The 25,984-nt window shown below is 39.6% G+C and carries 26 protein-coding genes and 2 pseudogenes; 14 read left to right on the top strand and 14 right to left on the bottom strand.

Going from position 1 to position 25,984, the window contains the following annotated elements; translation table 11 throughout:
- The first annotated feature begins 72 nt into the window (after positions 1–72).
- From rplY to VB693_RS05120, 5 genes are all read left to right on the top strand, one after another.
- The gene (gene rplY / locus VB693_RS05140) at positions 73–372 is read left to right on the top strand and encodes a 50S ribosomal protein L25 (protein ID WP_190702936.1); all 300 of its coding nucleotides are present in this window, start codon (positions 73–75) and stop codon (positions 370–372) included.
- A gap of 257 nt (positions 373–629) precedes the next feature.
- Positions 630–2,180, top strand: coding sequence for an AAA family ATPase (locus VB693_RS05135; protein WP_323265323.1), 1,551 nt, complete (start codon positions 630–632; stop codon positions 2,178–2,180).
- Between the two features lie 277 nt (positions 2,181–2,457).
- The gene (locus VB693_RS05130; protein WP_190702942.1) at positions 2,458–2,961 is read left to right on the top strand and encodes a hypothetical protein; all 504 of its coding nucleotides are present in this window, start codon (positions 2,458–2,460) and stop codon (positions 2,959–2,961) included.
- A 65-nt stretch (positions 2,962–3,026) separates the two neighbouring features.
- Entirely contained in the window at positions 3,027–3,818 is a 792-nt protein-coding gene (locus VB693_RS05125) for a YdcF family protein (RefSeq protein ID WP_323265322.1), read from the top strand.
- 49 nt (positions 3,819–3,867) lie between these two features.
- Positions 3,868–4,086 carry a hypothetical protein gene (locus tag VB693_RS05120; RefSeq protein WP_190702945.1) on the top strand — a complete coding sequence of 73 codons (219 nt, stop codon included), beginning with the start codon at positions 3,868–3,870 and terminating at the stop codon, positions 4,084–4,086.
- A 315-nt stretch (positions 4,087–4,401) separates the two neighbouring features.
- Here VB693_RS05120 and VB693_RS05115 read toward each other — a convergent pair whose 3' ends face one another.
- Positions 4,402–6,561, bottom strand: a complete 2,160-nt coding sequence (locus tag VB693_RS05115; RefSeq protein ID WP_323265321.1) for a hypothetical protein — start codon at positions 6,559–6,561, stop codon at positions 4,402–4,404.
- A 790-nt stretch (positions 6,562–7,351) separates the two neighbouring features.
- On the opposite strand from VB693_RS05115, the pseudogene VB693_RS05110 reads away from it, so the two are divergent.
- From VB693_RS05110 to VB693_RS05090, 5 genes and pseudogenes are all read left to right on the top strand, one after another.
- Positions 7,352–7,554, top strand: a pseudogene (locus tag VB693_RS05110) (DUF4277 domain-containing protein); the annotation flags it as partial.
- A 282-nt stretch (positions 7,555–7,836) separates the two neighbouring features.
- Complete coding sequence (mnmA, locus tag VB693_RS05105) at positions 7,837–8,895, top strand: tRNA 2-thiouridine(34) synthase MnmA (RefSeq protein ID WP_323265320.1); 1,059 nt, start codon at positions 7,837–7,839, stop codon at positions 8,893–8,895.
- A gap of 448 nt (positions 8,896–9,343) precedes the next feature.
- Positions 9,344–9,562: a hypothetical protein gene (locus tag VB693_RS05100; protein WP_323265319.1), complete on the top strand. Its 219-nt coding sequence runs from the start codon at positions 9,344–9,346 to the stop codon at positions 9,560–9,562.
- A gap of 175 nt (positions 9,563–9,737) precedes the next feature.
- On the top strand, positions 9,738–9,959 hold the full coding sequence (locus VB693_RS05095; RefSeq protein ID WP_323265318.1) for a hypothetical protein: 222 nt from the start codon (positions 9,738–9,740) through the stop codon (positions 9,957–9,959).
- Complete coding sequence (locus VB693_RS05090; RefSeq protein ID WP_323265317.1) at positions 9,947–10,390, top strand: type II toxin-antitoxin system VapC family toxin; 444 nt, start codon at positions 9,947–9,949, stop codon at positions 10,388–10,390. Before VB693_RS05095 ends, VB693_RS05090 begins: the two co-directional genes overlap by 13 nt.
- 180 nt (positions 10,391–10,570) lie before the next feature.
- Here the strand turns inward: VB693_RS05090 and VB693_RS05085 are convergent, their stop codons facing one another.
- On the bottom strand, positions 10,571–10,927 hold the full coding sequence (locus VB693_RS05085; RefSeq protein ID WP_323265316.1) for a DUF5615 family PIN-like protein: 357 nt from the start codon (positions 10,925–10,927) through the stop codon (positions 10,571–10,573).
- The gene (locus tag VB693_RS05080) at positions 10,924–11,148 is read right to left on the bottom strand and encodes a DUF433 domain-containing protein (protein WP_323265315.1); all 225 of its coding nucleotides are present in this window, start codon (positions 11,146–11,148) and stop codon (positions 10,924–10,926) included. The genes VB693_RS05085 and VB693_RS05080 overlap by 4 nt, the downstream gene beginning before the upstream one ends.
- 20 nt (positions 11,149–11,168) lie before the next feature.
- On the opposite strand from VB693_RS05080, the gene VB693_RS05075 reads away from it, so the two are divergent.
- Complete coding sequence (locus tag VB693_RS05075; RefSeq protein WP_323265314.1) at positions 11,169–11,321, top strand: hypothetical protein; 153 nt, start codon at positions 11,169–11,171, stop codon at positions 11,319–11,321.
- Positions 11,322–11,409: 88 nt separating this feature from the next.
- Here the strand turns inward: VB693_RS05075 and VB693_RS05070 are convergent.
- The 5 genes and pseudogenes from VB693_RS05070 to VB693_RS05050 all read right to left on the bottom strand — a co-directional run bounded on the left by VB693_RS05070 (position 11,410) and on the right by VB693_RS05050 (position 17,646).
- Positions 11,410–11,568 (bottom strand): annotated as a pseudogene (locus tag VB693_RS05070) (type II toxin-antitoxin system HicB family antitoxin).
- A gap of 135 nt (positions 11,569–11,703) precedes the next feature.
- Positions 11,704–12,849 (bottom strand): toll/interleukin-1 receptor domain-containing protein, encoded by a 1,146-nt coding sequence (locus VB693_RS05065; RefSeq protein WP_323265313.1) that lies wholly within the window; start codon positions 12,847–12,849, stop codon positions 11,704–11,706.
- A 95-nt stretch (positions 12,850–12,944) separates the two neighbouring features.
- On the bottom strand, positions 12,945–13,256 hold the full coding sequence (locus VB693_RS05060) for a HigA family addiction module antitoxin (RefSeq protein WP_323265312.1): 312 nt from the start codon (positions 13,254–13,256) through the stop codon (positions 12,945–12,947).
- A gap of 41 nt (positions 13,257–13,297) precedes the next feature.
- Positions 13,298–13,576 carry a type II toxin-antitoxin system RelE/ParE family toxin gene (locus VB693_RS05055; protein WP_323265311.1) on the bottom strand — a complete coding sequence of 93 codons (279 nt, stop codon included), beginning with the start codon at positions 13,574–13,576 and terminating at the stop codon, positions 13,298–13,300.
- A gap of 83 nt (positions 13,577–13,659) precedes the next feature.
- Entirely contained in the window at positions 13,660–17,646 is a 3,987-nt protein-coding gene (locus VB693_RS05050; protein ID WP_323265310.1) for a magnesium chelatase subunit H, read from the bottom strand.
- Positions 17,647–18,100: 454 nt separating this feature from the next.
- Here VB693_RS05050 and VB693_RS05045 point away from each other — a divergent pair, with 454 nt between their 5' ends.
- On the top strand, positions 18,101–18,346 hold the full coding sequence (locus VB693_RS05045; RefSeq protein WP_323265309.1) for a DUF2281 domain-containing protein: 246 nt from the start codon (positions 18,101–18,103) through the stop codon (positions 18,344–18,346).
- Between the two features lie 204 nt (positions 18,347–18,550).
- On the opposite strand, the gene VB693_RS05040 is transcribed toward VB693_RS05045, so the two are convergent.
- Both VB693_RS05040 and VB693_RS05035 read right to left on the bottom strand, forming a co-directional pair.
- Entirely contained in the window at positions 18,551–18,757 is a 207-nt protein-coding gene (locus VB693_RS05040) for a hypothetical protein (RefSeq protein ID WP_323265308.1), read from the bottom strand.
- A gap of 4 nt (positions 18,758–18,761) precedes the next feature.
- Positions 18,762–19,532, bottom strand: coding sequence for an Rpn family recombination-promoting nuclease/putative transposase (locus VB693_RS05035; protein WP_323265307.1), 771 nt, complete (start codon positions 19,530–19,532; stop codon positions 18,762–18,764).
- 67 nt (positions 19,533–19,599) lie between these two features.
- Between VB693_RS05035 and VB693_RS05030 the strand changes: the two genes are divergently transcribed.
- Positions 19,600–20,877, top strand: a complete 1,278-nt coding sequence (locus tag VB693_RS05030; protein WP_323265306.1) for a lipid-A-disaccharide synthase — start codon at positions 19,600–19,602, stop codon at positions 20,875–20,877.
- A gap of 113 nt (positions 20,878–20,990) precedes the next feature.
- Here VB693_RS05030 and VB693_RS05025 read toward each other — a convergent pair whose 3' ends face one another.
- Positions 20,991–21,374: a hypothetical protein gene (locus VB693_RS05025; RefSeq protein ID WP_323265305.1), complete on the bottom strand. Its 384-nt coding sequence runs from the start codon at positions 21,372–21,374 to the stop codon at positions 20,991–20,993.
- A gap of 685 nt (positions 21,375–22,059) precedes the next feature.
- Between VB693_RS05025 and VB693_RS05020 the strand changes: the two genes are divergently transcribed.
- Positions 22,060–22,758 carry a M23 family metallopeptidase gene (locus VB693_RS05020; RefSeq protein WP_323265304.1) on the top strand — a complete coding sequence of 233 codons (699 nt, stop codon included), beginning with the start codon at positions 22,060–22,062 and terminating at the stop codon, positions 22,756–22,758.
- Between the two features lie 11 nt (positions 22,759–22,769).
- Here VB693_RS05020 and VB693_RS05015 read toward each other — a convergent pair whose 3' ends face one another.
- From VB693_RS05015 to VB693_RS05000, 3 genes are all read right to left on the bottom strand, one after another.
- Positions 22,770–22,916 (bottom strand): hypothetical protein, encoded by a 147-nt coding sequence (locus tag VB693_RS05015; RefSeq protein ID WP_323265303.1) that lies wholly within the window; start codon positions 22,914–22,916, stop codon positions 22,770–22,772.
- A 115-nt stretch (positions 22,917–23,031) separates the two neighbouring features.
- Positions 23,032–23,253 (bottom strand): ferredoxin-thioredoxin reductase variable chain, encoded by a 222-nt coding sequence (locus VB693_RS05010; RefSeq protein WP_190703151.1) that lies wholly within the window; start codon positions 23,251–23,253, stop codon positions 23,032–23,034.
- Between the two features lie 694 nt (positions 23,254–23,947).
- Positions 23,948–25,912: a protein phosphatase 2C domain-containing protein gene (locus VB693_RS05000; protein ID WP_323265302.1), complete on the bottom strand. Its 1,965-nt coding sequence runs from the start codon at positions 25,910–25,912 to the stop codon at positions 23,948–23,950.
- Positions 25,913–25,984: the final 72 nt, after the last annotated feature.

Genomic DNA, 25,984 nt, shown 5'->3' with positions numbered 1-25,984 from the left:
TAATGAGTCTCAAGTTTTTTGACCATTGACCATTGACAATTAACAACTAACAAATAACAACTGATAACTTTTATGGCTCTGACTGTCGAATCTAAACCCAGACCAGAAGGTAGCAAACCTAAAGCTTTACGCCGTTCTGGACTTATCCCTGCTAACTTATACGGCCACAATGCTAGAGAATCAATTTCTTTAGTGATTGATGCCAAAGTCGTAGAACGTCTACTGAAAGCAGCTGCTGTTAACAAGACGGAAATTGAACTTAGTATTCCTGAATTGCAATGGACTGGTAAAACTGTACTTAGAGAAGTTCAGATACATCCAGCAAAAGGTAATCCTTACCACATCAGCTTTTTTGCAACTGCCAAAGGCTAAGGCAGTGAGTGACAAATTTTGTCTCAACTTGCCATTTAAAGTTTGTAATAATTACTGATAAAACCAGGGATAAAACCCTGGTTTTTTGTTGTTTGGCTTTCTTGACTTTTTCTGTAATTATCTAATAGTTGCTTAAAGTTTCAATCTATAAGTAAGCCAGTTTGTAGTAAGGACTTTAGTCCTGATTCTTTTAAGCACTAAAGTGCTTATTACAAACCATCAAAACTAGCTTGACAAATTACTCAGCCAAAATTTTTATGTCCGAAATAACTCTTCCAGCCTTAATTCAACAAATGTTACAGCCGGGATTCTATCCCCATCCAGTACAAGAACCGATTCAATTAATTCAAACTCACGTTTCTTATGTGCTGCTGACTGGTGACTATGCCTATAAGTTGAAAAAACCAGTGAATTTTGGTTTTTTGGATTTCTCCACCCTAGAGAACCGCGAGCATTTTTGTCAGGAAGAGTTGCGCTTAAATAAACGAGGCGCAGCTGAACTGTATTTGGAAGTGTTACCTATAACTTTGGAGGGTGAGCAATACGTTCTAGGGGGAACAGGTAATCCTGTGGAATATGCAGTAAAAATGCGTCAGTTTCCCCAAGAGACTCTACTTAGTTCACTGTTTGCAGACGATAAGTTAAAAGAAACCGATTTAGAAGAATTAGGACTGGTAGTAGCTCAATACCACGCCAAAACTGAAACAAATGATTACATCCGTAGTTTTGGGGAAGTATCTCAAATCAGGGCTGCGTTTGATGAAAATTACCAACAAACCGCAAAATACATTGGGGGGCCGCAAACTCAGGCGCAGTTTGACGAAACTAAAGCTTACACTGAGCGTTTCTTTGCAGAACGACAAGAGTTATTTCAGCGTCGCATCCAAAATGACTACATTCGAGAGTGTCACGGCGACTTACACCTGAGAAATATTTGTCTGTGGCAAGATAAAATTTTGCTGTTTGATTGTATTGAGTTTAACGAACCATTTCGCTTTGTCGATGTGATGTTTGACATTGCTTATGCGGTGATGGATTTGGAAGCACAGCAACGTCCTGATTTGAGTAATGCTTATCTTAATACCTATGTAGAGCAGACTGGTGATTGGGAGGGATTAGAGGTATTACCTATATATGTTAATCGTCAGTCTTATGTGCGGGCAAAGGTGACATCGTTTTTGTTAGATGACCCCAGTGTACCCGCTACAGTCAAAGAAGAAGCCAGCAAAACAGCAGCGCAATACTACAAACTTGCTTGGGAATATACTAAACCCAAACAAGGAAAACTAATTTTAATGTCGGGTTTGTCTGGTTCTGGAAAGAGTACAACAGCCAAATATTTAGCGCGACAAACCGGAGCAATTCATCTGCGTTCAGATGCAGTCAGGAAACACTTGGGAGGAATCCCCCTGTATGAACGTGGAGGGGATGATCTATACACCCCAGAAATGACCCAGAAAACTTATGCGCGGTTGTTAAATTTGGGGATTATACTAGCTAATCAAGGTTACACCGTGATTTTAGATGCTAAGTATGATAAACAAGAACTTAGACAGGAAGCGATCGCGCAAGCTCAAAAACACCAACTACCTCTGCAAATTATTTACTGTACAGCACCTTTAGAAGTAGTACGGGAGCGTCTTGTGAACCGTACTGGTGATATTGCTGATGCGACAGTTGATTTATTAGCTTCGCAACTCAAGCAAACAGAACCCTTTACTGATACGGAAAAACCATACGTGCAGATTTGGGACACAACACAGCCACCACAAACACAATTGAGAGTGCTGAGTAATGAGTGCTGTTAGCGGTAGCGGGGCGTTTAGCCCGTGCTGAGTAATGAGTAATGAGTAACTAGTAATTAACTAGTAATGAGTGCTGAGTTAGGATATTCACTTAGGATGCAAAACTACCAACCAAGTAAAATATTTACGCAGCACAAACTTACGCTCCTCTACGCTAACAGCACTCAACACTCCATACTCAACACTCACAACTAGATACTCCTTACTTGACACTCACAACTCATTACTCAGCACAGGCTAAACGCCGCGCTACCGCTAACACAACTCAGCACTCATACTCATGGCGCAAAACAACAACAACTTATTCAATTTCTCCCCTGAGTCATTATCTCAAATCATATTTGGGGCATTCATAATATTTATATTGAACACGACGGGAACACCTATATCCCTAAGTATTTTCCTGGGTATTCTCGGTTGGTTCATTTTGGGTTGGTTTACTAATGCCAATAAAAATAGCCCTCAGCCTCCCACCGTACCCTCCTCTGATGGGATTGATGCCGGATTAAAATACTGGTTATTTTTCTTGCTAGGTTTGGGCTTATTAGGATATCCAGCACTCATGAGCATCTTATTAGGTGGTCTAGGTGCTGTAGGTGGAGGTTGGATTATTGCTTGGTGGAGAAGTAAAGAAGAAACCAGAACTCAATTACCAGTTGAAACTTTAGAAGATGTAGAAGGTGAACAATCTACCAGTAGAATCACGAGACAGCAAACAAGAAGGCCAAGCCGTCGTTATCGCCGTACACCTGGTAGTTTCAGTTTTAAATTTTGGAATAAGTAGGATTGGGGATTGGGGATTGGGGACTGGGGTAAAATTTCCTCTGTCACCTGTCACCTTCTCCCAATATGTTTTTATATCTTTCTAAGTTACTACCGCTATTTGTTTACCCTTTAGGACTAGCTTGTGTAAGTTTAGTAGTTGCCTTATTCACTTTGTGGAAAAGACCGCGTATTGCTGCTCTAGCTATCTCCTGGGCGTTAATTTTATTATTATTGTGTAGTAATGCTTGGGTTTCTAAGTATCTGGTGCGATCGCTAGAATGGCAAAATATCCCACCTGCACAGTTACCCACTGCTGAAGCAATTGTAGTGCTGGGTGGTGCAACGAAATCAGCCTTTCCTCCTCGACCGACGGTTGATTTGAGTGAACAAGGCGATCGCGTGATTTATGCGGCTCAACTATATCGCCAAAAAAAAGCTCCTATAATCGTACTCAGTGGTGGACGTATTGATTGGCGCGGTAGCGGTGCATCAGAATCGGCTGACATGGCGGATATTCTCACATCTATCGGTATTCCATCTGAGGTACTGATTCAAGAACCAGACTCTCTTAATACCTATGAAAATGCCCTCAATGTGAAAAAAATTCTAGAATCTCGCGGTATTCGTCAGATACTTTTGGTAACTTCAGCATTACATATGCCGCGATCGCTTAAAATTTTTCAGCGTCAAGGTATTAATGCTATCCCCGCACCAACAGACTTTCTAGTTAGTCAAGGTGAATTACAAGAACTCTCTAGCACTCCTAAAGCCGCTATCTTGAATTTATTACCAGATACCTACAACTTACACCAATTTACTAGCGCACTCAAAGAATACATTGGTAGTTTTGTTTATTGGGTACGGGGATGGGTGTAATTTGTAATTTGTAATTCGGTTTTTCCTATTTCCCCAATCCCCGCAAATTATGTCTGAAAATCTGCCTCACATCTTACCTAGCCTTCCACCTCAAGTTGAGGAAGGTTTTGCTGCATACCAAACAACTAAGCAGTTTTATCATGAAGTGCAGACACGCGTAGAGTTTCAGCGTTATTGTGAGTGGTACTCCATAACAGCTGAACAACACCGTCAAGAACTCAAAAAAATGCGCAGCGAAGTGAATATTTTGAGGTGGTTTCGTCGCTAATAAGAAAACATTAGCAAATAACTACTTATCAAGTGCTTTGATAATAACCTATATAAATAGGGCAATAAGAATAACTTATTTATATAGGTTATTATCAGTGAGGTTAGCTTTCAGGTATGGTAGTAGGTAGCCCCCGATGGGCGGAATGGCAACATTACCCTCGACTCTACCTTTCGGTGGCTACCCTGATACTACCGCGATAGTGACACAAGAGGGATGGTTTTAAAACACGCCCTAGTATACTTGAATATCTGACCTTCTCTAGCAAACTTTGCCGTCCTAGTTTTTTCCTGAAGTACTAAAATATCGTTCCAGCTATCTATTTCCTGGTAACTGTTGGGGAAATGAGAGAGGCTTAAAACGCTTGAATGTGTTGATGTCAACGCAGTTAGTATTATCTAGCTTAACCCTAAGTTCAGTGCTGAAAGTGACTAGCTGCTCCACAAGAGCCTGGCGATCAGTTAAACAGTTTTTAATAACCATGAGTTCTCCTAAAGTCCACTCATAGAGATTTCTGTCTGAATTGTTGATGAACACAGTCAACTCGTTCCTAATTCTCCAGATTTGGTTGAGCAGCTCATCCACCTTGATGTTGATGATATTTGCAATCTGAATATTGAAGGATTCCCTATTGCCGATGATAGCAATCAGTTCATCAACGTACTGACTCGCCAGAGTGATGAATGTTTCATTCCATTCATTACGAATGTTATCAATCTTGATGTCAACATTTCTGTAGAGGTTGCTAATCTTGTTGTTAATTTCCGTACTATTAACAACAAAGTTGAGAATTCTATTGTTAATTTCAGGACTATTGATAACAACGCTCTCAATCTTCTGGTGAATTTGATAATTATCGATAAATATATTCTGAATCTTTTGAGCTAATTGATCATTCTCAAAGATTTGATTAATTAAGACGTTGTTGTTGTTGATATTGTACTGTAAGCGTTGGTCAATATACTGGTTAATTTCGGTATTGTTATTGACCATACCTTGCGTAATCAGGTTTATATTGTTGCGGATGTTTCGTTCAAATTGTTGCCTCACATACTGATTAAGTTCAATATTTTCATTAACAATATTCTGAGTAATCAGGTTAATATTGTTACGAATATTTTGCTCAAAAGAATGGTTGGCTTGCTGACTAACGTACTGGCTAAATTCCTGCTTATTGACTATATTACTGATAATTAAGCCAATGTGATTGCGGATTTTCTCTTCAAAATTTTGGTCAAAATAGGAGTTTATTTGTTGGTTAATTTTGTTTGATATCTCAACGTTAATCTTGTCTTCCAATATCCTCTCTAAGTGATAGTCAGACCAACCTTGCAAGTTCTGCCTTAAGCTCAATTCTACCTGTTGTAGATAAGCATCCATCGAGAACTTAACTTTTGCAACTTCTATAGATAGGCTCTTAAAGTGCTGTTCGTAACTCTTGAATAGTAATTGTTCCAGTTGTTCCCAATACTTATTTTCTAGCGTTATATCAATTTTGTCTGGTACTTTGGTAGAGCTATCAATCTGCTTTAATTGCTCTTCCCACCTTTTCTTAAACTCCTCTTCTTCAAACCGGAATGTGAAGTCAAACGTATAGTTTTCTTGCCTCGTTTCTACATCTTCCTGTTCTATCTCTATAGAAGTAGAAATGTTATTTTCCCAATGTTGGCCGTTTTCATTTATTTCAGTTTCCCCTATTTGCTCTATTGTCAGAATAATATGCCCTTCATTATCTTCTTTGTAAGTGTCAAAAAATAAACCTGTGAGTGTAGTTCTTTCTTTGACTTCTAAAACTAATTCATCATTAAGCCCATTTAATGAAACCCAAGTTTCGTCTGTTTCAATTCCAGTCAGTTTTGTAATAAATTTTCCACCTTTGAGCAACATTAAAACCCAAGGCTCTATATTAAATTTTTTGCCATCTGACCAATAACTGGCATTGCTTTCACGAATTTTAATTCGATAATTACCTGGGTTTAACTCAACCAAATTAGAACCAGATTGTTTAAGAGTATAAAGATAATTTTCATCAAGAATATAACAGTTTCGTTTGCTGTCTACTGTTAAATTTACAGGGTTAAAAAATTGCTTATTGCTTGTAATTATGAGATCAATTGAACCGCTATTATCTTCATTATTAAAATCAAAAAACAAAGCATTGAGAATTGCTCTATCTTTAACTTCTAGCTTGAAGCTATCATTGTAACCGTTGAGAGTTGTCCATGTTGCGCCTACCTCAAAACCTGTAGATTTATTGATAAATGTACTCCCGTTATCTCCATATGTCCATAGTAAAACAAAAGGTTCTCCTACTGTTCTGCTATTGCTGTGGCTATAGCGACCTCCAGTAATCCTGATATCAAAAGTACCTTTTTCAAAAATAAAATACGTTGCAACATTTTGTTGCAAATTGTTCATTTGGTTAGTATCGATAACATAACAATTAGTTTTGGCATCGATAGTTAAAGTATACATATTTACCTCCTTAACAATTTTAGTTTATTGGGTAATTTTCGTCTTTTCAGCTTTTTACTCCACTGGATTGTGCAAGTAGTTTTGCACCCTAAAGAGCATAACAAATTTGTTTTACTGCCTAAACTTTGGGTAGTTGAATATACCTTAGTTTGGTTGATGAGATGTGGTAATTTAGCTAGAAATTATAAGCTACTACCTCAAACCTAAGAAACGTATATTTCCCTTGCTATACACCTGATTATTATGAGGATATTGGCATAAATTTTAACCCTTTGAAATTTTTAAAACAGCCTTTACGATTTCATATCTTGCAGGTTAAAAGTTAATTATTTGCAGAACCTCTGTCTCTAGGAGTATTAAATATATTTGTTGATATACAGCAATCCTAAATAGGGGGTCTTGCTCACTTTTGGTGATGCAGGGTAGATAGAGACGACTCAGAGGAGAGATCGCCTACTTTTCTCAGATTTAGTAAAACCCACATTCCGCACTTCAAAAGTAGCATAAAGAACTACAGAGTTATTATCGGATCTACCTGAGTAAAAATACTTAGGAACTTCCTGTCGAAAAAGTGGGCCAATTAAAAAAAATAAAAATATTTTAGAGGTAAAAAAATTGTCTGCAACTTCAATTGCAAAAATTCAAAATATAGATAACTTAGGAATAGTAACGTGACTAATTGATGGAATAGGAATATAGGACTCATATTTGATTTTTGAAAAAACAAATTGGCTAGAAGCTTGCCACACAAAGGTTTGTTTGCAAGTATACTTAGCAAAATTCCAGTACGATTCCTACAGTTGAAATAATCAACTCCAAATTAGGAATAGATGTTCGGAAAAAATTTCATCAGGAATATTAGTAAAAGTTATTTTGCTTAACGAATTAGGCTTTGTATCAAGACCTTTATATTTATTTAGTCAATTTTTTCAAGATAAAGGAATCGAAACATTATTGACAGAAGGAATAAAAAGCAATTATGTAAGTGATGAAATTTTTAGTGCTTACATAACTATCAAAGCATAAATGTTTGATGATTTATTATCATGCTGTAGATTCGTTCAGTAATACGACTCTTAATCATCCTGATTTTTTTGCTTTTCTCTTGACATAATCTCTTTGTAATTCAAGTTGAAGTGCGGAATGTGAGATAATAAGGCTTTCAAGGAGATATGCTAGAATTGAGCAGTTGAAAATTTTTGGCCTTTTAGTTGTCGGTATTTAAGATAAATTTTTACATTCAGCAAAGCGATTCGCCAAGCTCAATTGAGAGATATGAAAAAAGTCGTCGTTGGTCTTTCAGGTGGCGTTGATAGTTCCACCGCCGCCGCTATTCTCCACCATCAGGGCTATGAAGTGATCGGTTTGACCCTTTGGCTAATGAAAGGCAAAGGCCAGTGTTGCTCTGAAGGTATGATCGACGCGGCTTATATTTGTGAACAGTTGGGCATTCCTCATCAAGTTGTGGATATGCGGGATGTCTTTCAAACTCATATTGTTGATTACCTGGTGAATGGTTACAGTGTGGGGATTACGCCCTTACCTTGCTCCCAGTGTAATAAAACGGTGAAGTTTGGCCCAATGGTAAAGTATGCTCGTGAAGAGTTGGGATGCGATCGCATTGCCACTGGTCATTATGCCCGCATTAGCTACGATGCAGCCACGAGACGTTACCAATTATTAAGGGCTGTTGACCGTAATAAAGACCAATCCTACTTTCTGTATGATTTGTCTCAAGATTTGCTAGCAGCATCATTATTTCCTCTAGGAGAAATGCAAAAAGCTGACACCCGCCGCATTGCTGCTGAACACGGCTTAAAAACTGCTGATAAGCCAGAGAGTCAAGATTTGTGCTTAGTAGAAAGTAACGGTTCTATGCGGGCTTTTCTAGATAAGTATATCGCTCCCAAAACAGGTAATATTGTCGATACCACAGGCAAAGTTTTGGGACAGCATGATGGTGTCCATCACTACACGATTGGTCAACGTAAAGGTTTAGGGATTGCGGCGGCTGAACCTTTGTATGTGATTGAATTAGACGCGGTAAATAATAAAGTCATAGTAGGCGATCGCACTAAAGCAACTCAGTCTGAATGTACAGTCAGCCAAGTCAATTGGGTATCTATTGCTGAACCCACTTCCCCCATTCGTGCGGAAGTACAAATTCGCTATCGTTCTAGTCCTGAACTGGTGACAATTATACCTTTAGAAAACTCCCGCGTGCGTTTGGTATTTGATGAACCCCAGTTCAGCATTACCCCCGGACAAGCAGCTGTCTGGTATGACGGCGAAAAAGTTCTCGGCGGGGGAATTATAGAACAGATGGCGGTTTAGGGGTGTAGACAATACAGATCGGATCAGAAATTTATGAATGATGTATGTTTACCATCGTTACCAGGGTTATCAGTGTTAGTGTTAGAGCAATTGATGGTGTAGCGATACCTCCGGTAAGCTTTGCTAACGCCTGTTTATCAAGATGAGTGATCGCCTACAGTGGGCGGAACGCCATCTCTACGTTCTCTTCTCTCTTCTCTTCGAGAGGCTGTACCAATGAGAGGCTGCGCCAACGCCTAGGTTGGGGCGGAGCATCGGCTCACTCTCACACCCGCATTTCTCACAAGCAGCAGATATAGCAGATATAGGTTGGGTTTCCTTACGTCAAACGCTTGGATACTGCACCATTGATTTATTTTATTGAAGAAAATCCTAATTATTTGGATATTAAAAATGCTTTTATTTATGTTAATAAATATATCAGTAAAATTTGCTCACAGTAACAATTATGTTGCAATCAATTAAAGGAGTTTACAAAAAGGGTAAGGTAGAATTTACAGAATTACCACTCGATATTTCAGAAAGTATTGTGATTGTCACTTTTTTAGAGTCGAAAAGACCTCAACAACCACAACAAATAATGCAGTTTGGTATGTTCTCTGGAAATCAACAATCAACAGAAGCAGATTTTCAGATTGCTGAATCTTGTGTAGTTATTAACTTGTGACCAAAATATAACTGCGCCTGCTTTGCTTGCTATTAGCTTGCTTTGCTACGCAACGCTACTGCGAACCACAAAGTGGTACACCAACGCTTTTCTTTCTGTTTGTAAAATATATAAAAGCAAAAAGCAATTCTTTGTATACTAAACCTAGAGTCAAAAAATTATAGTTATAAATTTTATGTCTAGCTATCAAGAAGTATTACAACAAGCTCAAACTTTAACCCCTGAAGAACAAATACGCCTAATTAAAGATTTATCCAGCTTAATTCGTCAACAGGTGACAATGATATCTAAGCCAAAGCGTAGCATTTTAGAATTGCGTGGGTTGGGTAAAGAAATCTGGAATGCTGTTGATGCTCAAGAGTATGTTAATCAGGAACGTAATTCATGGAATGGTTAGCCCAATTACAGGGACAAATTGTGGGCTTGGATACTGCACCACTGATTTATTTTATTGAAGAAAATCCTAATTATTTGAAGGTTACAAATGCTTTCTTTGAAGCAATATTTCGTGATGAATTTAGTGTTGTAACTTCAGTTTTGACAATTACAGAAGTTTTAGTTCACCCATTGCGACAAGGAAACACAATATTAGCTCAACAATATCGTGATATTTTATTCAACTCTCAGGGATTGACAACTATCGAAGTTTTGCCTGATATTGCTGAAAATGCTGCACAATTAAGAGCAAGTCACAATTTAAGAACTCCAGATGCTATTCAAATTGCTACTGCTATTCATGGAGGTGCATCATTTTTATTTACGAATGATGCACGTTTACCATCGTTACCAGGGTTATCAGCGTTAGTGTTAGAGCAATTGATGGTGTAGCGATCGCTGATTCTATGATGACACGGTTAGCGATCACTTATTTATCAAGATGAGAGATCGCATCTCTCCACATTTCCAAACTGCGATCGCCTGTTTTTCAAGATGAGCGATCGCACTCTGCAAATTCCCAACAGCGATCGCCTGTATTCAACTTAGTAAAATATACTTTATTTTCAGTATTCAATTCTCTAGCTTGCGAATGCGAATTGCTGTTGGTGAAATAACAGTAAAAGCTCCCAGTAATTCAGAGTTGTGTTGATTAATAGCATTAACAGTAATCTCAGCTTTGCTGATTGTAGATAAGCCTGCTAATCGAATTAATACAACACCTGATGCGATACGACGTAAGCGGAAAACTAACTCACCAAAATCTTTGTCAGATGTTAGTAATATCGCTTCTTCTTGATTAGCTAAATGCAGCACCACATCATCTGAAATTCCTCGCTCCATTTCAGCAACGTACCACACTAAATGGCCATCTTGGCGCAAACGCTCAACAATCTGCCAATCTAAATTTTCGTCTGCTAGAAATTTCAAGAAGCGTTCTCAACAATGGGATAAATGACATCATATCGTAAAGCCTCAGCCGCAAATGCTAAAGCTGCTTGAATTGCTTCGCGTGTGAGTCGCGGGTGTGATTCTAAAATTTGTTCTGGGGTTTCACCAGCAGCTAACTTTTCTAGAATTAACTCAACGGTAATGCGTGTACCGACAATCACAGGTTTTCCCATCATCACTTTTGGATCGGATACAACCATTTGTTTAAGCTGCTTTTGCATTGTCTTGGCTCATTGCTTATTTCCTATATCATGCCATTAGCATCGAGCGATCGCACCTCCCCACATTCCCAAACTGCGATTGCCTGTTTTTCAAGATGAGCGATCGCACTCAACATTACCAAAAGCGATCGCCTATTTATTACGATGAGTGATCACACTTCACATTCCCAAAAGCGATACCTTCGGTAAGCTACGCTAACGCCTGTTTTTCAAGATGAGCGCAGTTTATGCTTTAATCACTTAAGCAGACATCAAACGCTGTCTTGGGTCAGGAATTGGACAACCTAATTTCTGAGCAGCTTCAATTCATTCCTGCATAATAATTTCTACATTTTTTAGTGCTTCTTGATAAGTTTCACCATCAGCAGCACATCCAGGTAATTCTGGTACTTCGGCTATAAATTCTTGGTCTTCTTCACTCTAGTAGAGATTAATCTCATAATGAAGTGTCATCTTTACCTTCTAGCTGGTAGTTGAGAATTACTGCTCTGACTTGATTTTGTGGTTTATCTTATCACTTAGCATTTAGCAATATCAGGGACTCAAGCCAACAATAGCATCAATATACTTTTGATATGCTGATTGTTTATCAAGTTCTAAGTTCAAAAATTCTGATAACTCTTCTATTAGCTGCACGATTTGAGAAGCACTATCACATCGCAAAGCATTTAGCGATTTCAATGGATCTTTAATAAGTTCATTATTCATATCTGGAGATAGTAATGGAATAAGATGCTTTTTCGCTCCCCACCGCGCTCCAAGTTCAAATAAGACATATTGTGATTGAAGGCTCGCTTTAGAAATTACTCCTATAAACACATGAGAATCATAAACTTCTTGACGAAGCTGTTCGTTGAAATTAGCACCCCCAGGCAATCTGTAGCCATCCAAACTTGTACATCTTATCTCTCTGGAAGGAATATTTAATGAAGCCCTAAAAAGTTCAACAAGTTTTGAAACTAGCTCTTTATCAATAGAACTGTGACTTATAAATATTTTTATCATATTATCTTTGTCCTGTTTTTCATTCTCTAAAACATTCACAATATGATTTACTTGATTCTGATTATCTAAACTTTCTTTATGATAACATTGAATTTGTCTGTAAAGGTTTGGATATGTTTTTTCATTAATATAATTTTTAATAGTATCAATAATTTTCTTATCATACTGAATTAGTTTTTCAGAAATATCATTAATTACTTTTTCTGGGATTTTATATAATCTTAAACTGTTCTGTATAATTGAAATTGATTTATTTAAATAAGCTTCAGATACTTTGAGATTTAAATATTTAAATATATCTTCAGGACTTTGTTTTCTAAAATTGCATTCTTCTTGAATTAAAATATTATTGTCTAAACACTCCCTTAATGTGCTTACTTTGAAGTCAAACGCTTCAAGTAATACACGATAAACAAATTCTTTCACTATCCAACTACGCACATCTTCTGATTCTGGAAACATCTTCAGAATATCTTGGATTTCAAGTGTGTAGCTTTGCACTTCCCTAGAAGACTTTAATAATCTTTCTACATAAGAGATATTTCTTTCTATAATTCTTTTATTAGAAGCAACAGTTCGAGCAACTAACTGCCTTGCCTCAACTAGCCACTCTTGAGATTCAAAAATAATATATTCTTGATTTTTTTTATTATTTGAACTAAAAAAATTAAACATAGATATAAATGTTAATGCCAACAATTTTTATACCATCTTGTGAAAAGAATGCGGTTTGAGGTTTACTAAGTGTTTCTGCATTTCTTAATCTTCTTCTAAACAAGTGTTATGACTTGCTCATATTCTTCTTTATGGCTTTGTAAAGCATCCCAGAGATCAACTTTTTGCTGAAGATTGAGCCAAAGTTTTGGGCCGTTACCTAAAGCTTTACCTAGACGAATTGCGATATCTACTGTAATTGCTCTTTGACCATTAATAATTTCATTAACTATTTGATTAGATATTCCTAAAATTTCTGCAAATTTCGTACTATTAATATCCAAATCATCTAAAATATCTGCAATTACTTCACCAGGATGTATTGGTCTGACTAATCTATCTTGAGTAATATCTTGCCAGTTATTCATAATCAATTTTTAAGTATTTAATGTTTTCATAAAATCATATATTAGTGATAATCTTCAAGATTGACATCATAAGCATTACCATCTTCAAAGTTAAAAGTTATACGCCAGTTTCCCGATACTTTAATTGACCAAGTTCCTTTCCTATCTCCTTTTAATTCATGCAAGTCATAACCAGGTAATCTAATATCTTCCACAATTAAGGCTGCGTCTATAACTTCAAGTCTAATTCTAATTTTCTTTTCTAAGTTTGCTGGAATTCCTTTATTAAAATTTTCTCTGAATAGATTTTCTAATGCTTTACTTTTAAATGTTTGAATCATCTATTTTCTTAGCAGATCAAATCATTCATAGCCATATCCTACATTTAAAAAATATGGCAGGCATAAAGCCTGCCCATATAATCCTATTCTATCCCCTCAATTCGGTCTTCAACTTCTTGGTACAACTCGCGGAGGCGGTCTAAATTCTCCTCGCTAGTTTCCCAATAACCGCGACCATTCACTTCCAACAAAGTTGAGACAATCTTGCGGAAAGAATGGGGGTTGAGGTTTAGCAACCGTTTCTGCATTTCTTCATCTTTGATGAAGGTTTCGTTGGTATCCTCGTAAATCCAGTTATCCACAGCGCCGGCTGTCGCACTCCAACCTGTTGTATTTACCAACCGCTTGGAAAGTTCCCGTACACCTTCGTAACCGTGAGACAGCATACCCTCATACCATTTGGGATTTAACAATTTGGTACGGGCATCTAAGCGCACTGTTTCGGATAATGTGCGGACTTGGGCGTTGGCTGTGGTGGTGTCTGCAATGTAGGATGCTGGTTTTTTACCATCACCACGCAGACTTGCTACTAGCTTGGTGGGGTCTGAGTCGAAGTAGTGGGAAACGTCCGTCAAACTAATCTCTGATGAATCCAGGTTTTGGAAAGTTGCATCAGCAGTTTTCAAGGTGCTTTCAAACAACTGTCGGGATTCGTCCATCATTCCGGGGTTATCGGAATTGAAGGAGAAGGATTTGCGGTTGAGGTACATTTCCTGTAACTCGGCTTCGCTGTCCCATGTGCTGTTCTCTACCGCCAAGTTGATATTTGACGAGTAAGAACCAGAAGCGTTGGAGAAAACACGGGTTGCGGCTTGTCTGAGATTAATTCCCATTTCCTCAGCTTGCTTCAAAGCGTGTTTGCGGACAAAGTTCATTTCTAAGGGTTCATCGGCTTCCGCCGCCATCTTCACCCCTTGGTCTAGCAGGTTCATTTGGTTGATGAACAAGTCGCGGAATACACCAGAACAGTTAATGACTACATCAATTCTGGGTCGTCCCAACTCTTCTAGGGGTATTAACTCCAACTTGTTCACCCGTCCCAAAGCATCGGGAACTGGATGCACACCAATCATCCACATGATTTGTGCTAGGGATTCGCCGTAGGTTTTGATGTTATCCGTTCCCCAGAGAACACAGGCGATGGTTTCTGGCCATTTGCCTTCGTTTTCGGCTTTGTTCCGTGCCAATAGCCGATCTACAACGATTTTAGCTGATTGGACTGCGGCAGATGTGGGGATTGATTGGGGGTCAAGGGCGTGGATGTTCTTACCTGTGGGCAATACATCCGGGTTGCGGATGGGGTCGCCACCAGGGCCGGGTAGGATGTATTCGCCTTCTAAGCCTTGGAGTAATGCGCCGAGTTCGTTGTCTGCACAAACTTGTTGCAAACAAAATTCTAAATACTCGAACAGGGGTTTCAAGGCTGAGGTGTCAACTTTGGGATAACCTGCTTGATGCAGGGATTCTACCCAAGGTTCTTTTTTGCCCATGTTGAAGAAATTCAACTTGGAAATTAAGGAAACCCTTCCTTCTGCATCGATTTGTTCTTCTACCAAGGCGCGAACGGCGGCGCGGGTGGCTAGGGTGATGTCTTGTAGTAGTTGGACATCTTCTAATATTCCCCGATCGCTATTTCGGTAAATTTCGTCAATATCTCGCCCAATACTGCTGGCGATAATGCGGGGTAAGCTGAGGATTTCTTCTTCCTGACGATCTAAGCTGGCAATATTTACTAGAGTGGCGATCGCCTCTTCTGCACTTGGGGGTTTACCAATGACGTGCAAACCACAAGGTAACAACCGAGATTCGATTTCCATTAGCTTACGGTAGACGCTGCCGACAATATTATCCCGTTCTTCGGGGTTCATATCTTTGGCATCGGTTTCTGGCAAGTTAATATCTTTATCCAGGTTGACGATGCGGCATTTATCCATGATCGTGTTGACGATGGGGATACCGCGACCGCTATCTTTTAAGGTTTGGTAGGAAGCAATTAACTCGCTGAGTTCCTTCAAACCTTTATACAAACCAGCATTTTCCGCAGGTGGTGTCAGGTAAGAAATTGTTTCCGCGTAACTGCGGCGTTTTGCAATTGTCGCTTCACTGGGGTTATTGGCTGCGTAATAATACAAGTTAGGAATTGTGCCAATTAGGTTATCCGGGTAACATTCACCCGACATCCCCATTTGCTTACCTGGCATGAATTCCAAAGAACCGTGTGTACCAAAGTGCAGGACAGCATCAGCACGCCAAACTTGCTCTAGGTAGGTGTAGTAAGCTGCAAAACCGTGGTGAGGACTAGCGGAACGGGAGAACAACAGCCGCATGGGGTCGCCTTCATAACCAAAGGTAGGCTGTACACCAATGAAGACGTTACCGAATTGCTTACCGTAAATTAACAAGTTCTGCCCGTCGCTGTTGAGATGTCCTGGTGGTGGCCCCCAGTTTTCTTCTAGGCGTTGGGAATAAGGTGTAAGTGCCTCGTATTCTGGCACTGACATTTTGTAAGCAACGTTAAGTTCAGGACTAGCGTACTGTGCTTGCGCGTCGTGGATGACTTGTTCCATCAACTCTTGGGCGTTTTCTGGCAAGTCTTGCACGTCGTAGCCGTTGTTTTTGAGTCCCTGCATCACCTCGAAAATCGAGCCAAATACATCGAGGTAAGCTGCTGTACCGACGTTCCCTTTATCCGGTGGGAAGCTGAAAACAGTAATGGCAACTTTTTTATTTAGCTTGGGTTTGCGGCGGAGGTTAGCCCACTTTAAAGCACGTTGGGCGACGGCGGCAACGCGGTCTTGGAGGGCGATCGCTTTCCCGGTTGTGCCATCTCTACCGGATAATATAATCGGCTCGATCGCGCCATCTAATTCGGGTATGGCAATTTGTAGAGCTACTTGTATCGGATGTAACCCTAAATCGCTATCTAACCACTCTTCAGTGGTTTGGAAAACCAAAGGCAACGCCACCATATAAGGACGGTTGAGGCGTTTGAGTGATTCAATCGCCTTGGGATGGTCTTGTCTAGCTGGGCCACCCACCAACGCAAAACCAGTTAGAGATATGACTGCATCTACTAACGGTGCTTTGGTAGTGGGTTCGTAGAAATAAGCATCTACAGGCTTGGAGAAGTCTAAACCACCAGCAAATACAGGTAATACCTTTGCACCCAGCGATTCCAACTCCTGCACCATTGCCACATAGTGGGCATCATCGCCCGTTACTAGGTGTGTGCGTTGCAATACCAAACCCACACAGGGAGCTAAAGGATCTTTCAAATCGCTGGAAATATCCTTACGGACTGTGTACCAATTGAGGTACTCTCTCACATCCTCAAACATTGTCGGGGCTAAAGGATGCCAAATCCCCAAATCGGGATAGACTACTGGTGCTTGATATTCGCCAGATGCGGAGTTTTGTTTATCTACAGATTTAAATACGTATTTATCCGTTAGCATCAGCAAGAAGTTTTCCAGGTTTTCTGGCGAACCTCCTAGCCAATACTGAAAGCTCAACATAAAATTGCGAGCATCTTGTGCTTTGTCCATTGGTAAAAACTTCAGCACTTGAGGCAGGGTTCGCAACAGCTTCAGCATCCCATCTTGGAAGCCAGCACCGGATTTTTCCTTGCGTTTCCGCATGAATTGAGCGATCGCACTCTTGGACTGACCCAACTGTGCCAAGGAAAATGTACCCATTTTGTTTAGGCGCATTACCTCTGGCATCGAGGGAAAGACAACGGCTACATCCAAGCGATCGCGGTGTGGTTCTACTGCTGCTACTACTTTCTGTGCTAAGTCTTCGATAAAAATCAATGAAGCTATAAAGATATTGGCACTCTCGACTTCCCTCTTGAACTCTTCATAGTTCTCAGGATCTCTGAGTTCCTCAATCAAATAACCACTGATTTCAATCGCCAGGTTGGTATTGTTCGAGTTAATCGTGCGAACCGCTTGCGACAATGCACTCTGATACTGGGACTCAAGCACGACATAGACCACCTTAATTAACTTACGTCCGCCTAGGTTATCAGGCGCAATGTGTCTAATGGTGGACTTGACGTGGGTGAACATGCTTCCTCTGCTCCTTTGATGCGTGTTCTCTAATGGAATTGCTTTGCGACTTGTGCCGCCAAAGTTTCAAGATTTTTTCGGCAATATCAGTTTTTTATCAGAAAAACCTTACCCAATGGGCATTTTGTCCTCTAACTGACATAAATCGATATAAAAATCGTAAACTTTGTTAACAAACATTAGTAAATGATAAAAGTAAATGCTCACTATATGTAACAAAAACTTAATATTTTTCGATAGATTCTGGCCAATTGGTAATGTTGAGGGTAAGATATAGCCGAATATATAAATATGGAATTTTGTCAAGTATTAACTGGAAAATTTAGGCTAAGAGAATGAAGAGGTAAGGATTCGCTTAGTATTTCCCCATGTTTTCATAGTAGTACGAAATAAAGGGCGATCGCCTGACTAAAGAATTAACATAAAATCAGATGTACCCAAGGGAGAAGGTGAGATGACTGCTCAAGTTGCAGATACCACCTCAGAATTAATTATCAAGTTGCAAACTCTAGCACCAGAACAGCAACAGCAAGTCTTAGATTTTGTGGAATTTTTAATGCAAAAATATGCTCAACCTGAAAAAACCCAAGAACCTCCTCAGCAAAGGGTACTGGGATTAAATGAAGGTGAAATTTGGATGAGTGATGATTTTAATGATCCTTTACCTGATGAATTTTGGATAGGTGAAGGTGCAGTATGAAATTATTGTTAGACACTCACGTACTTATTTGGTCGGGAGGAGAGCCAAAAAACTATCAGAGAATGTTATAAAGACTAGGTTTCATTGGTTGTATTTCTGGAAAAAACTGTCCATTTTCAACTAGTTTTCAGTTGAAGTCGCGTTTGACTTTTGCCAGCGAGAAGTCCCTATAAGACATGAGTAATTAAATATTTTGTTTTAAAATCACTGAATCGCAATATTTTCTATTTGAGCTTGTAATTTTTGAATCTGTTCGACAGTTAAATCAGTAAATTCAACAATTAATGCACTCCTAAAACCTTTACTTAACATATTTCTGGCAATTTCCTGAGCTTTTTGTTCTAATCCTTGTTCAACACCTTCTTGAAACCATTCTTGCCAAATTTCTTGATCAATAACCGATTCACGCATAAAGTTATTGGGGTTGAGTGTCTTCTGTTTGAGCCTGTAATTTTTGCACCTGTTCAATAGTTAAACCTGTGACATCGACAATGATTTCCAGACTAATACCTTTATTAATCATTTTGATGGCAATTTCTTGAGTGTTTTGTTGAATCCCTTCTTGCAAAATATCTTGATAAATTACAGATTCGCGCATAATATCACTCCGCAAAATTCTTTTAATCACGTCCTTATTTAATACTAGCCCAGATAACACTGCTGTTGATGCCGCAAGATTACTGCGGATGCGGGTGTCCTGGATTGCTTCAATAACTTGAGCCACTTCTTCTAAGGTTCGCGTTTGATCATCGGTTTGGCTTAAAGTTGCAAACGGTAGCAACCCTGGGTAATTGAAAAATATTTCCGTTGGCTGTTCCCAAAGTCGAATTACGTCAAATCTGTGCCAGCTATTTTCTAAAACAAATTCCGTTTGATAAACTAGCTCAGAATCGCTTGGTTGTAAATAAATTACCACCTGACGCATTTTTTTCTGGGGAAATTTGCGATACCCCCGTAAGCGATAATCACTCATCCGAAAGGGAATATCGGCTTTTGGTCTGGTTTGAAATTCGAGATGGAGGACAATTTCTTCTGACTGCAACAAAATTAGCGCATCTGCACGTATGGGTTCGAGTGATAATTCAGAAGGACTTAGTTGAGTTAGTGTAATTGGTTCATTGAGCAGCCAAGTTGCAAAGTCACCGGAAAATGATTCGGCAAGAAATTTACAGACGTTATCAAACATAGCGTGTGATTATATTAAGTATCGTCATGCCTTAGTAATTACTTATATAAATGTTTACTATTGAATCATGAATCTAGTAGATATTCTCATTCTTTCCAATGGCCCAGGGGAAGTAACGACCTGGGTACGTCCAGTAGTCAAAGCATTGCGAGAACAGCTAGGGAAAGACCGTGAGGAGGTGCGTATTTCCGTAGTTTTGTCACCATGTCCAAATGCTAGTGGTAAAGAAGCCGCGATCGCACTTTCTTATCCAGAAGTAGACCGAGTGCAAGCCGCAGAGCATTTTTGGCAGTTTTTGCTGTGGGGTAAAACCTTTGAAAAATGGGACTGGCGCGATCGCGGTGTAATTGTCTTCCTAGGTGGCGATCAAATTTTCCCTGTAATCATCGGCAAAAAACTCGGATATCGCACAGTAGTTTACGCCGAATGGGAAGCCAGATGGCATAACTTAATTGACCGCTTCGGAGTCATGAACCCAGAATTAACAGCCAAGGCCTCCCCCAAATATGCCCACAAATTTACAGTCGTGGGCGACCTAATGCTAGAAGCCCAAAAACAACTCAAAACTCCTAACTCAGAACTCAGCACTCAAAACTCAGCACTCATAGGTATTTTACCTGGGTCAAAAGCTGCAAAATTAACCCAAGGAGTACCTTTATTTTTAGCGATCGCTGAATATATCCACAGCAAAGCACCGCAAACAAAATTTGTCATTCCCGTCGCCCCAACTTTGGATTTACCAACTCTAGCCAGTTTTGCCGATTCCCAAACAAACCCTTTTGTAGAAACTTTTAACTTCTCTGGTGCTTCCTTAGTTGTCCCAGAACAAAGTCATCAAAAACCGATATTGAAAACAGGTAAGGGATTAAATGTAGAACTACACCAAGAAAATCCTGCCTATGATTTATTATCCCATTGTTGTATCTGCCTAACTACAGTCGGCGCAAATACAGCCGAGTTAGGTGCTTTAGGTGTCCCAATGGTTGTTTTATTACCCACACAACAACTTGATGCTATGCGTTCTTGGGATGGTTTACCAGGATTGTTAGCTAATTTACCAGGGTTGGGTTCTACCTTTGCAAAAATCATTAATTGGTTATTTCTCAAACGCAAAGGTTTATTAGCTTGGCCAAATATCTGGGCGCAAGAAGAGATAGTCCCAGAACTTGTAGGTAAACTCCAGCCTCAAGAAGTTGGAGAAATGATTTTAGACTTTTTGGTTCATCCAGAGAAATTGGCAGATATCCGAACCAAGCTAAGAAGCGTCAGAGGAGAAAGCGGTGCAGCAGATAGGATAGCACAGATTGTGAGCGAGGAAATTCGCCAGTTAGGGAATGGAAATTAGACTAATTCGCAATGACTTTTTGTGACAGGGATTTGAATTAGGCATCAAAACTTGCTGTAGAGGTTGTTTACTTAAACCCCTACACTTTGTTAATGAATAATTACCATTATTGATTAATCAGACTGTCCATCTCTACGCCCTAATTCATAAATCCCACAACCCATACAAGCAAGTATACCTGTACTAATAGCCCAGCTACGTCCTAAGCTTATTTCCACTCCCCAGTTACATAAAGCACCAATTACCAAAAATGGCACAATACTAAAGAGTGAAGCGTAAAAGGCATTTTGGGCTTCTCTGGCTTTGCGAGTTTTTTCAAATTCTGTTTGGCTAGTATAAAGCGATCGCTCGGCAAAATTAAACCAACGGTTGAGTTGTTCCATTACCCATTCACTCAACGGGGAAAAAGCTAGGTATAACGCCAAAGACCACAAACTTGCTCCAGCGATCGCAACTGTATTTATTTCAAAACGGAAAGGTAATATCTCAGTCAGCATGGCTTTGGTGCGTCCTGCAAATGGTTCAATTGATGCTTGATCTCATGGACAATCAACTTATTCAGCAATTTTAAGCATAAAAGTTAACAATATTTTGCACGCTTGACAACTATCCCGTGGATAATCTGCCTTTTGATTGATTTGAACAGGCTCAAATTACACATATTAATTAGTAAGTATATTTATGTAATAGGTATTTAAGTTTTAGCTACATGATCACTACCAATATTCACTACAAATTTATCCTCAAGATAAAAATTTACCTTTTTATAATTAATTAACTGAGCCGAAACAACAAGACGTAAAAGTTTATTCATCCACTATTCCAGTATTTGAGGTGCTATGTTTATTTTGGTCATAGCCCAATACTTAAGTATATACGTGAATACTGTACTCAATATCCCATAAATTATAACTACAAGCAGCTATTAAATAGCAAGAAAGCAGTTATTAAAATAAAATTTATAAATAGTTTGACACTAAAAAGTCTTATAGATTAAGCTATTTGACTGGATAAGTAAAAACTCGTAAGTATATACCTAGATATCAAATCTAATAATTCATGTAAAGTGCTTTTTTTTTATGAATAATGTAAAGTTTTGGTTGAGATTTACCAGAGTATTTACAAAAAAAAATTAAATAAATTCTCTTTTGTTAAATTTAGGTGGCTGAAGGAATAAAAATAATGAATAAGCGGCGATTAGAAGTATTTATTGGCAAAGCTACACTATTGGTTTTAAGTACAAGTATTGTTAGCTACATCACTCTATTACCCAGATTCGAGATTGTGAGAGCTAGAGAAATAAAATCAAATACAGTAGCCAGAGGTAATGCTTGGTCAGCAGCATCTTTTCCTGTGGAGAATTTTCAAGCCTACACCTCTGCGTTTGGCTACCGTCGTTCTGCTACAGGTGTTGATAATTGGGAATTTCACAATGGTTTAGATATTGCTACACCACAAGGTAGTTATATTCGCAATTGGTGGGGTGGTACAGTCATTAAAGTGAGCGATCGCGGTGCTTGTGGTACTCACATAGTGATTAAATCTGGACAATGGGAACACACCTATTGCCATATGGAAGGTAATGTAGAAACCTCTAATGGTCGGCGTTTTATGATTGATCGTGCAGGCGGAATCCAAATTTTGGAAGGCCAAACAATTCCCACAGGAGCGAGAATTGGCAGAGTTGGGATGACTGGACGCACCACCGGCCCTCACCTGCACTGGGTAATGAAGTACGCTAATAACTATGTAGATCCAGCAATGGTGTTAAGAGAAATGTTTTCCCAACAGCAAATTGCTAGAGGTAATTCGCAGTTAAATACTCAGCAATCACAAGTGATCATCCAAGAGTCGAAAAATACACGCGATTTTGGTGATTGAAAATCTGGGGTTCAACTTTTCAACAGCCACGACATCATACTTATCAAGCAGTGATTTAGCTGTTTTAAAGTGGCGGCGATATCGTGATAATCGCCGCAGCCTACGCCAAATGGGTTTTCACCTCTGTTACCTAAAAAGCCACCAAGACTGACAATCATCCGTACTGCTTGGCGTTTCGCATAGCACGCTCTTAGGCAAAGTCTAATCTGAGGTACTCCCCGGTGAGTCTAGAATCCAACACTGTACTTGGTAATCCAAGTCAATGTGGGTAGTTCACATGAGTTCTACTTCATTTTCGCGTAAATGGACTTTAAATTTTTTACTAATTTGGACTAACAATGGCAAGTTAGCACTAACAGGTCTACCTTGCCATTGGGTAACAATATCCACAATTTCGCCTTCTATGCCTTTGATATCAAAAGCTTCACCGCGATGTTCAGGATGATGGTACACTACCACTGAATCTTTAACACGAATGCGATCGCCTACTTTCATATCAACCTTTACACCTTGCTTTTGCTGTTCCACAAGCGTCTCCACGGCTAACCCTCACTGAACTAACTGGCTTTTTACAAATAGACTGTTGACAACAGTGGCTTTCAATAGTAGACATCTTCACAGATGTTCTATTTTATGCTTCTTTACCTGCTATATAAACAAAGCCTGCCCGTGCAGGCTTTGAGTGTAATTTAGTCACTAACATCATAAATTCTGATTAGACCTATAATGTATTCACAGGTTTATGGGTAAATGTCCTGTATTTCCCTGTCCTTAATCGGAATTAAGGATTAACTGCATAAACACTTTTGCGTCTACCCGTAAATACGGCACTTGTCGCTAAGGAGCAGTTTTTAGCCAAGGAAACTGACAACAGCTTTTCTTCCTCTTTGAGAAGCACTTTTTCGAGGATAGATAGGCAAATGTGGCAGGAAAAACCCGCTTTGTTATTGATTTGCGCTTTTACGGTAAATTCAATTCTACAACAATATCGGTATTCTATCTTAATGGAGCATCTTGCTCGGTCGTGTCTATGTCGGTAGATTGGCTGATTGAAAAATCTGTTCAGCAGTCAGAGCCAAGTCTGGAAAAGTTAGCGATTCGATGCGATCGCCATTTCGGAATTGCTTAACTTGATATTCCCCTTAAACTAACGAGTAAATCGAGATAGTTGGTTGTTTAGCTCCATTTGTCAATACTGTGGTGGACACAATTGCTTTACTTGTTGGGGTAACTTTTGACACATTTGTTGGAAAGTTTGTGGATAAAGTTGCCACAAAGCAAATAATCCTACGCCCGTACTCCCCATGAGTAAGGCTAATACACCTCCTACAACTAATAAAGATTTACGCCGGTGGCTGGGTTTTGTAGGTGGGGGTGGGCTGGGTTCTTCTTCTGTGAGTTCTAAATCTAACAGGGCTTGAGAACTTTCTGCCAAGGTAGATTGGGGTTCTATTTCTGCTAAGGCCGATTCTTCTGTTTCTGTTGGTTCTAATTCCTCTGGAATCTCTACTAGGGGCTGTGGTGGAGGAATCGGCACTAAATAATCTTTACTGAGACGGCAGAGGGTCAGCACCACTGAGATATTATCATGACCATTTTTTTCGTTAGCTAACTCAATCCATTGATTAACAGCATCTGCGATCGCCATTTCACCTTTTAATATAGGTACTGCGTAATGCTGCCAAGATTTTTCTACCCAATTGTGATCACTTAAACCATCAGAACACAGTAATAATATGCCATCTTCCTCTAAAATCAAGCGTTTAATCCCAAAACGTAGAGAATCGGCATCTTTACTGCCCAAAGCTTGCGTGAGAGCGTGAGCATCTGGTCTTTGGAATGCTTGATGATACAAACTCCGTGCCGAACGAACTTCTCTAGTAGCTACATCATCATCTACTGTCAATTGTTGGCAATATTCATGAGTTATCCAGTAAGCGCGGCTATCACCCACATTCACCAGGTAAAGTTCATGGGCATTCTTTGATTGCCAACCAGATGGTGTGATCACTTTTTGCGGAACTTGTACAGCCATGACGAGAGTTGTCGCCATCCGTTCTCTACCTTGGCGTTTTTGTTCGTCATTGCGGTAGCTAATGACGTTATTCACTACCCGCAAGCACGCCTCTAGTTGTTCTTGTAACAAGTTGGGTGGTAATATTTGTGGCTGTTCTGCTACCTCTGCTAATAAAGCACGCATTTGTAATTTTAAGGACTGCACTGCTAATTGACTAGCAACTTCGCCACCTTGATGTCCGCCAATACCATCGCAAACAATTGACAGAGTTGATAGTAATGAATCCTCTGAATTATCCAGGCTGTTAGGAAAACAAGTATCTTCATTTTGTGTGAGTTGCATTCCTGTATCTGTCGCACCTACCACCTGGAGAGTCAAGGGTAATTCTCCTGCGGTTGAGAGTAACAAGGTATTGAGTTGAGTAGCAATAGTATCTAACTCTATGTCAGAGTGATTCATCTGCTGGACTATGTTGCTTAATTCTCCGGCAACTGGGATTTTGGCAGATGCCACTAGAGGCTGCCAAGCATGGGCTAAATCCCCCAAACTAGGCTGTTCTGTAACTGTGATGGCGTGGAGTTCTAATAGTCGCACACACCAACCCTGAACTCGCAGGTTATCTGCAATCAATAGACTTTGCCTAAGTCCTAGTTCTGACAAAGGTTTCCAAAGTTGGAGAATTTGCCAAAGCCAGTAGACTTGTCTGACGGCTGTTGCTTGTTCCCACGCACCACTAACAGAGGGATAGAGATTTCCCTGTTTATCTATGGGGACATTTTCTAGTAAGAGGATATCGTCTTGACCTTCTTCCCCAGAAGAAACAAATCCATAGGCTTGGGGGAGATGCAAATGCTCTGGGTATAAACGGAGGTAGGGGATAATTACTGCTGGTAATTCTTTGGGGACATCTGGCGACAATCCCGACTGAGTGTCTAGCCAAACTTGAGGTGCTATTACCTGATATCTATCTGCTATTTTTATACCTGGGGTAATCTTAGCTGCTAATGAGCCAGTAGCCCAGAGATAACGGTAAACCAGGGGAGTTTGGCAATTGGCACAAACAATATCACCGACAGTATTAATTGGGTGATCGCAGTTGGGATTAATACAATAAATTACTTGCTCTGTAGAAATCATAAAAGTATTAATTTAAAAATTGGTGTTATCACGTTAAGGATCGTTACTTTGTTTAACTTATTTGAGACGGCT

The sequence above is a fragment of the Anabaena sp. UHCC 0399 genome (assembly GCF_034931465.1).
Classification (GTDB): Bacteria; Cyanobacteriota; Cyanobacteriia; order Cyanobacteriales; family Nostocaceae; genus Trichormus; species Trichormus minutissimus.
The sequence above is the reverse complement of the archived record's forward strand: the minus strand, read 5'-3'. Positions and strand labels throughout refer to the sequence as shown.

Coding starts and splice junctions, on each gene's coding strand:
- VB693_RS05095 (WP_323265318.1), top strand. CDS start 9,738: ATGTCTAGCTATCAAGAAGTATTACAACAAGCTCAAACTTTAACCCCT.
- VB693_RS05020 (WP_323265304.1), top strand. CDS start 22,060: ATGAATAAGCGGCGATTAGAAGTATTTATTGGCAAAGCTACACTATTG.
- VB693_RS05115 (WP_323265321.1), bottom strand. CDS start 6,561: ATGTATACTTTAACTATCGATGCCAAAACTAATTGTTATGTTATCGAT.
- VB693_RS05130 (WP_190702942.1), top strand. CDS start 2,458: ATGGCGCAAAACAACAACAACTTATTCAATTTCTCCCCTGAGTCATTA.
- mnmA (WP_323265320.1), top strand. CDS start 7,837: ATGAAAAAAGTCGTCGTTGGTCTTTCAGGTGGCGTTGATAGTTCCACC.
- VB693_RS05040 (WP_323265308.1), bottom strand. CDS start 18,757: ATGCGTGAATCGGTTATTGATCAAGAAATTTGGCAAGAATGGTTTCAA.
- VB693_RS05025 (WP_323265305.1), bottom strand. CDS start 21,374: ATGCTGACTGAGATATTACCTTTCCGTTTTGAAATAAATACAGTTGCG.
- VB693_RS05055 (WP_323265311.1), bottom strand. CDS start 13,576: ATGATTCAAACATTTAAAAGTAAAGCATTAGAAAATCTATTCAGAGAA.
- rplY (WP_190702936.1), top strand. CDS start 73: ATGGCTCTGACTGTCGAATCTAAACCCAGACCAGAAGGTAGCAAACCT.
- VB693_RS05100 (WP_323265319.1), top strand. CDS start 9,344: ATGTTGCAATCAATTAAAGGAGTTTACAAAAAGGGTAAGGTAGAATTT.
- VB693_RS05030 (WP_323265306.1), top strand. CDS start 19,600: ATGAATCTAGTAGATATTCTCATTCTTTCCAATGGCCCAGGGGAAGTA.
- VB693_RS05050 (WP_323265310.1), bottom strand. CDS start 17,646: ATGTTCACCCACGTCAAGTCCACCATTAGACACATTGCGCCTGATAAC.
- VB693_RS05000 (WP_323265302.1), bottom strand. CDS start 25,912: ATGATTTCTACAGAGCAAGTAATTTATTGTATTAATCCCAACTGCGAT.
- VB693_RS05125 (WP_323265322.1), top strand. CDS start 3,027: ATGTTTTTATATCTTTCTAAGTTACTACCGCTATTTGTTTACCCTTTA.
- VB693_RS05080 (WP_323265315.1), bottom strand. CDS start 11,148: ATGGTTGTATCCGATCCAAAAGTGATGATGGGAAAACCTGTGATTGTC.
- VB693_RS05010 (WP_190703151.1), bottom strand. CDS start 23,253: ATGAAAGTAGGCGATCGCATTCGTGTTAAAGATTCAGTGGTAGTGTAC.
- VB693_RS05120 (WP_190702945.1), top strand. CDS start 3,868: ATGTCTGAAAATCTGCCTCACATCTTACCTAGCCTTCCACCTCAAGTT.
- VB693_RS05135 (WP_323265323.1), top strand. CDS start 630: ATGTCCGAAATAACTCTTCCAGCCTTAATTCAACAAATGTTACAGCCG.
- VB693_RS05015 (WP_323265303.1), bottom strand. CDS start 22,916: ATGATTGTCAGTCTTGGTGGCTTTTTAGGTAACAGAGGTGAAAACCCA.
- VB693_RS05045 (WP_323265309.1), top strand. CDS start 18,101: ATGACTGCTCAAGTTGCAGATACCACCTCAGAATTAATTATCAAGTTG.
- VB693_RS05035 (WP_323265307.1), bottom strand. CDS start 19,532: ATGTTTGATAACGTCTGTAAATTTCTTGCCGAATCATTTTCCGGTGAC.
- VB693_RS05060 (WP_323265312.1), bottom strand. CDS start 13,256: ATGAATAACTGGCAAGATATTACTCAAGATAGATTAGTCAGACCAATA.
- VB693_RS05065 (WP_323265313.1), bottom strand. CDS start 12,849: ATGTTTAATTTTTTTAGTTCAAATAATAAAAAAAATCAAGAATATATT.
- VB693_RS05090 (WP_323265317.1), top strand. CDS start 9,947: ATGGAATGGTTAGCCCAATTACAGGGACAAATTGTGGGCTTGGATACT.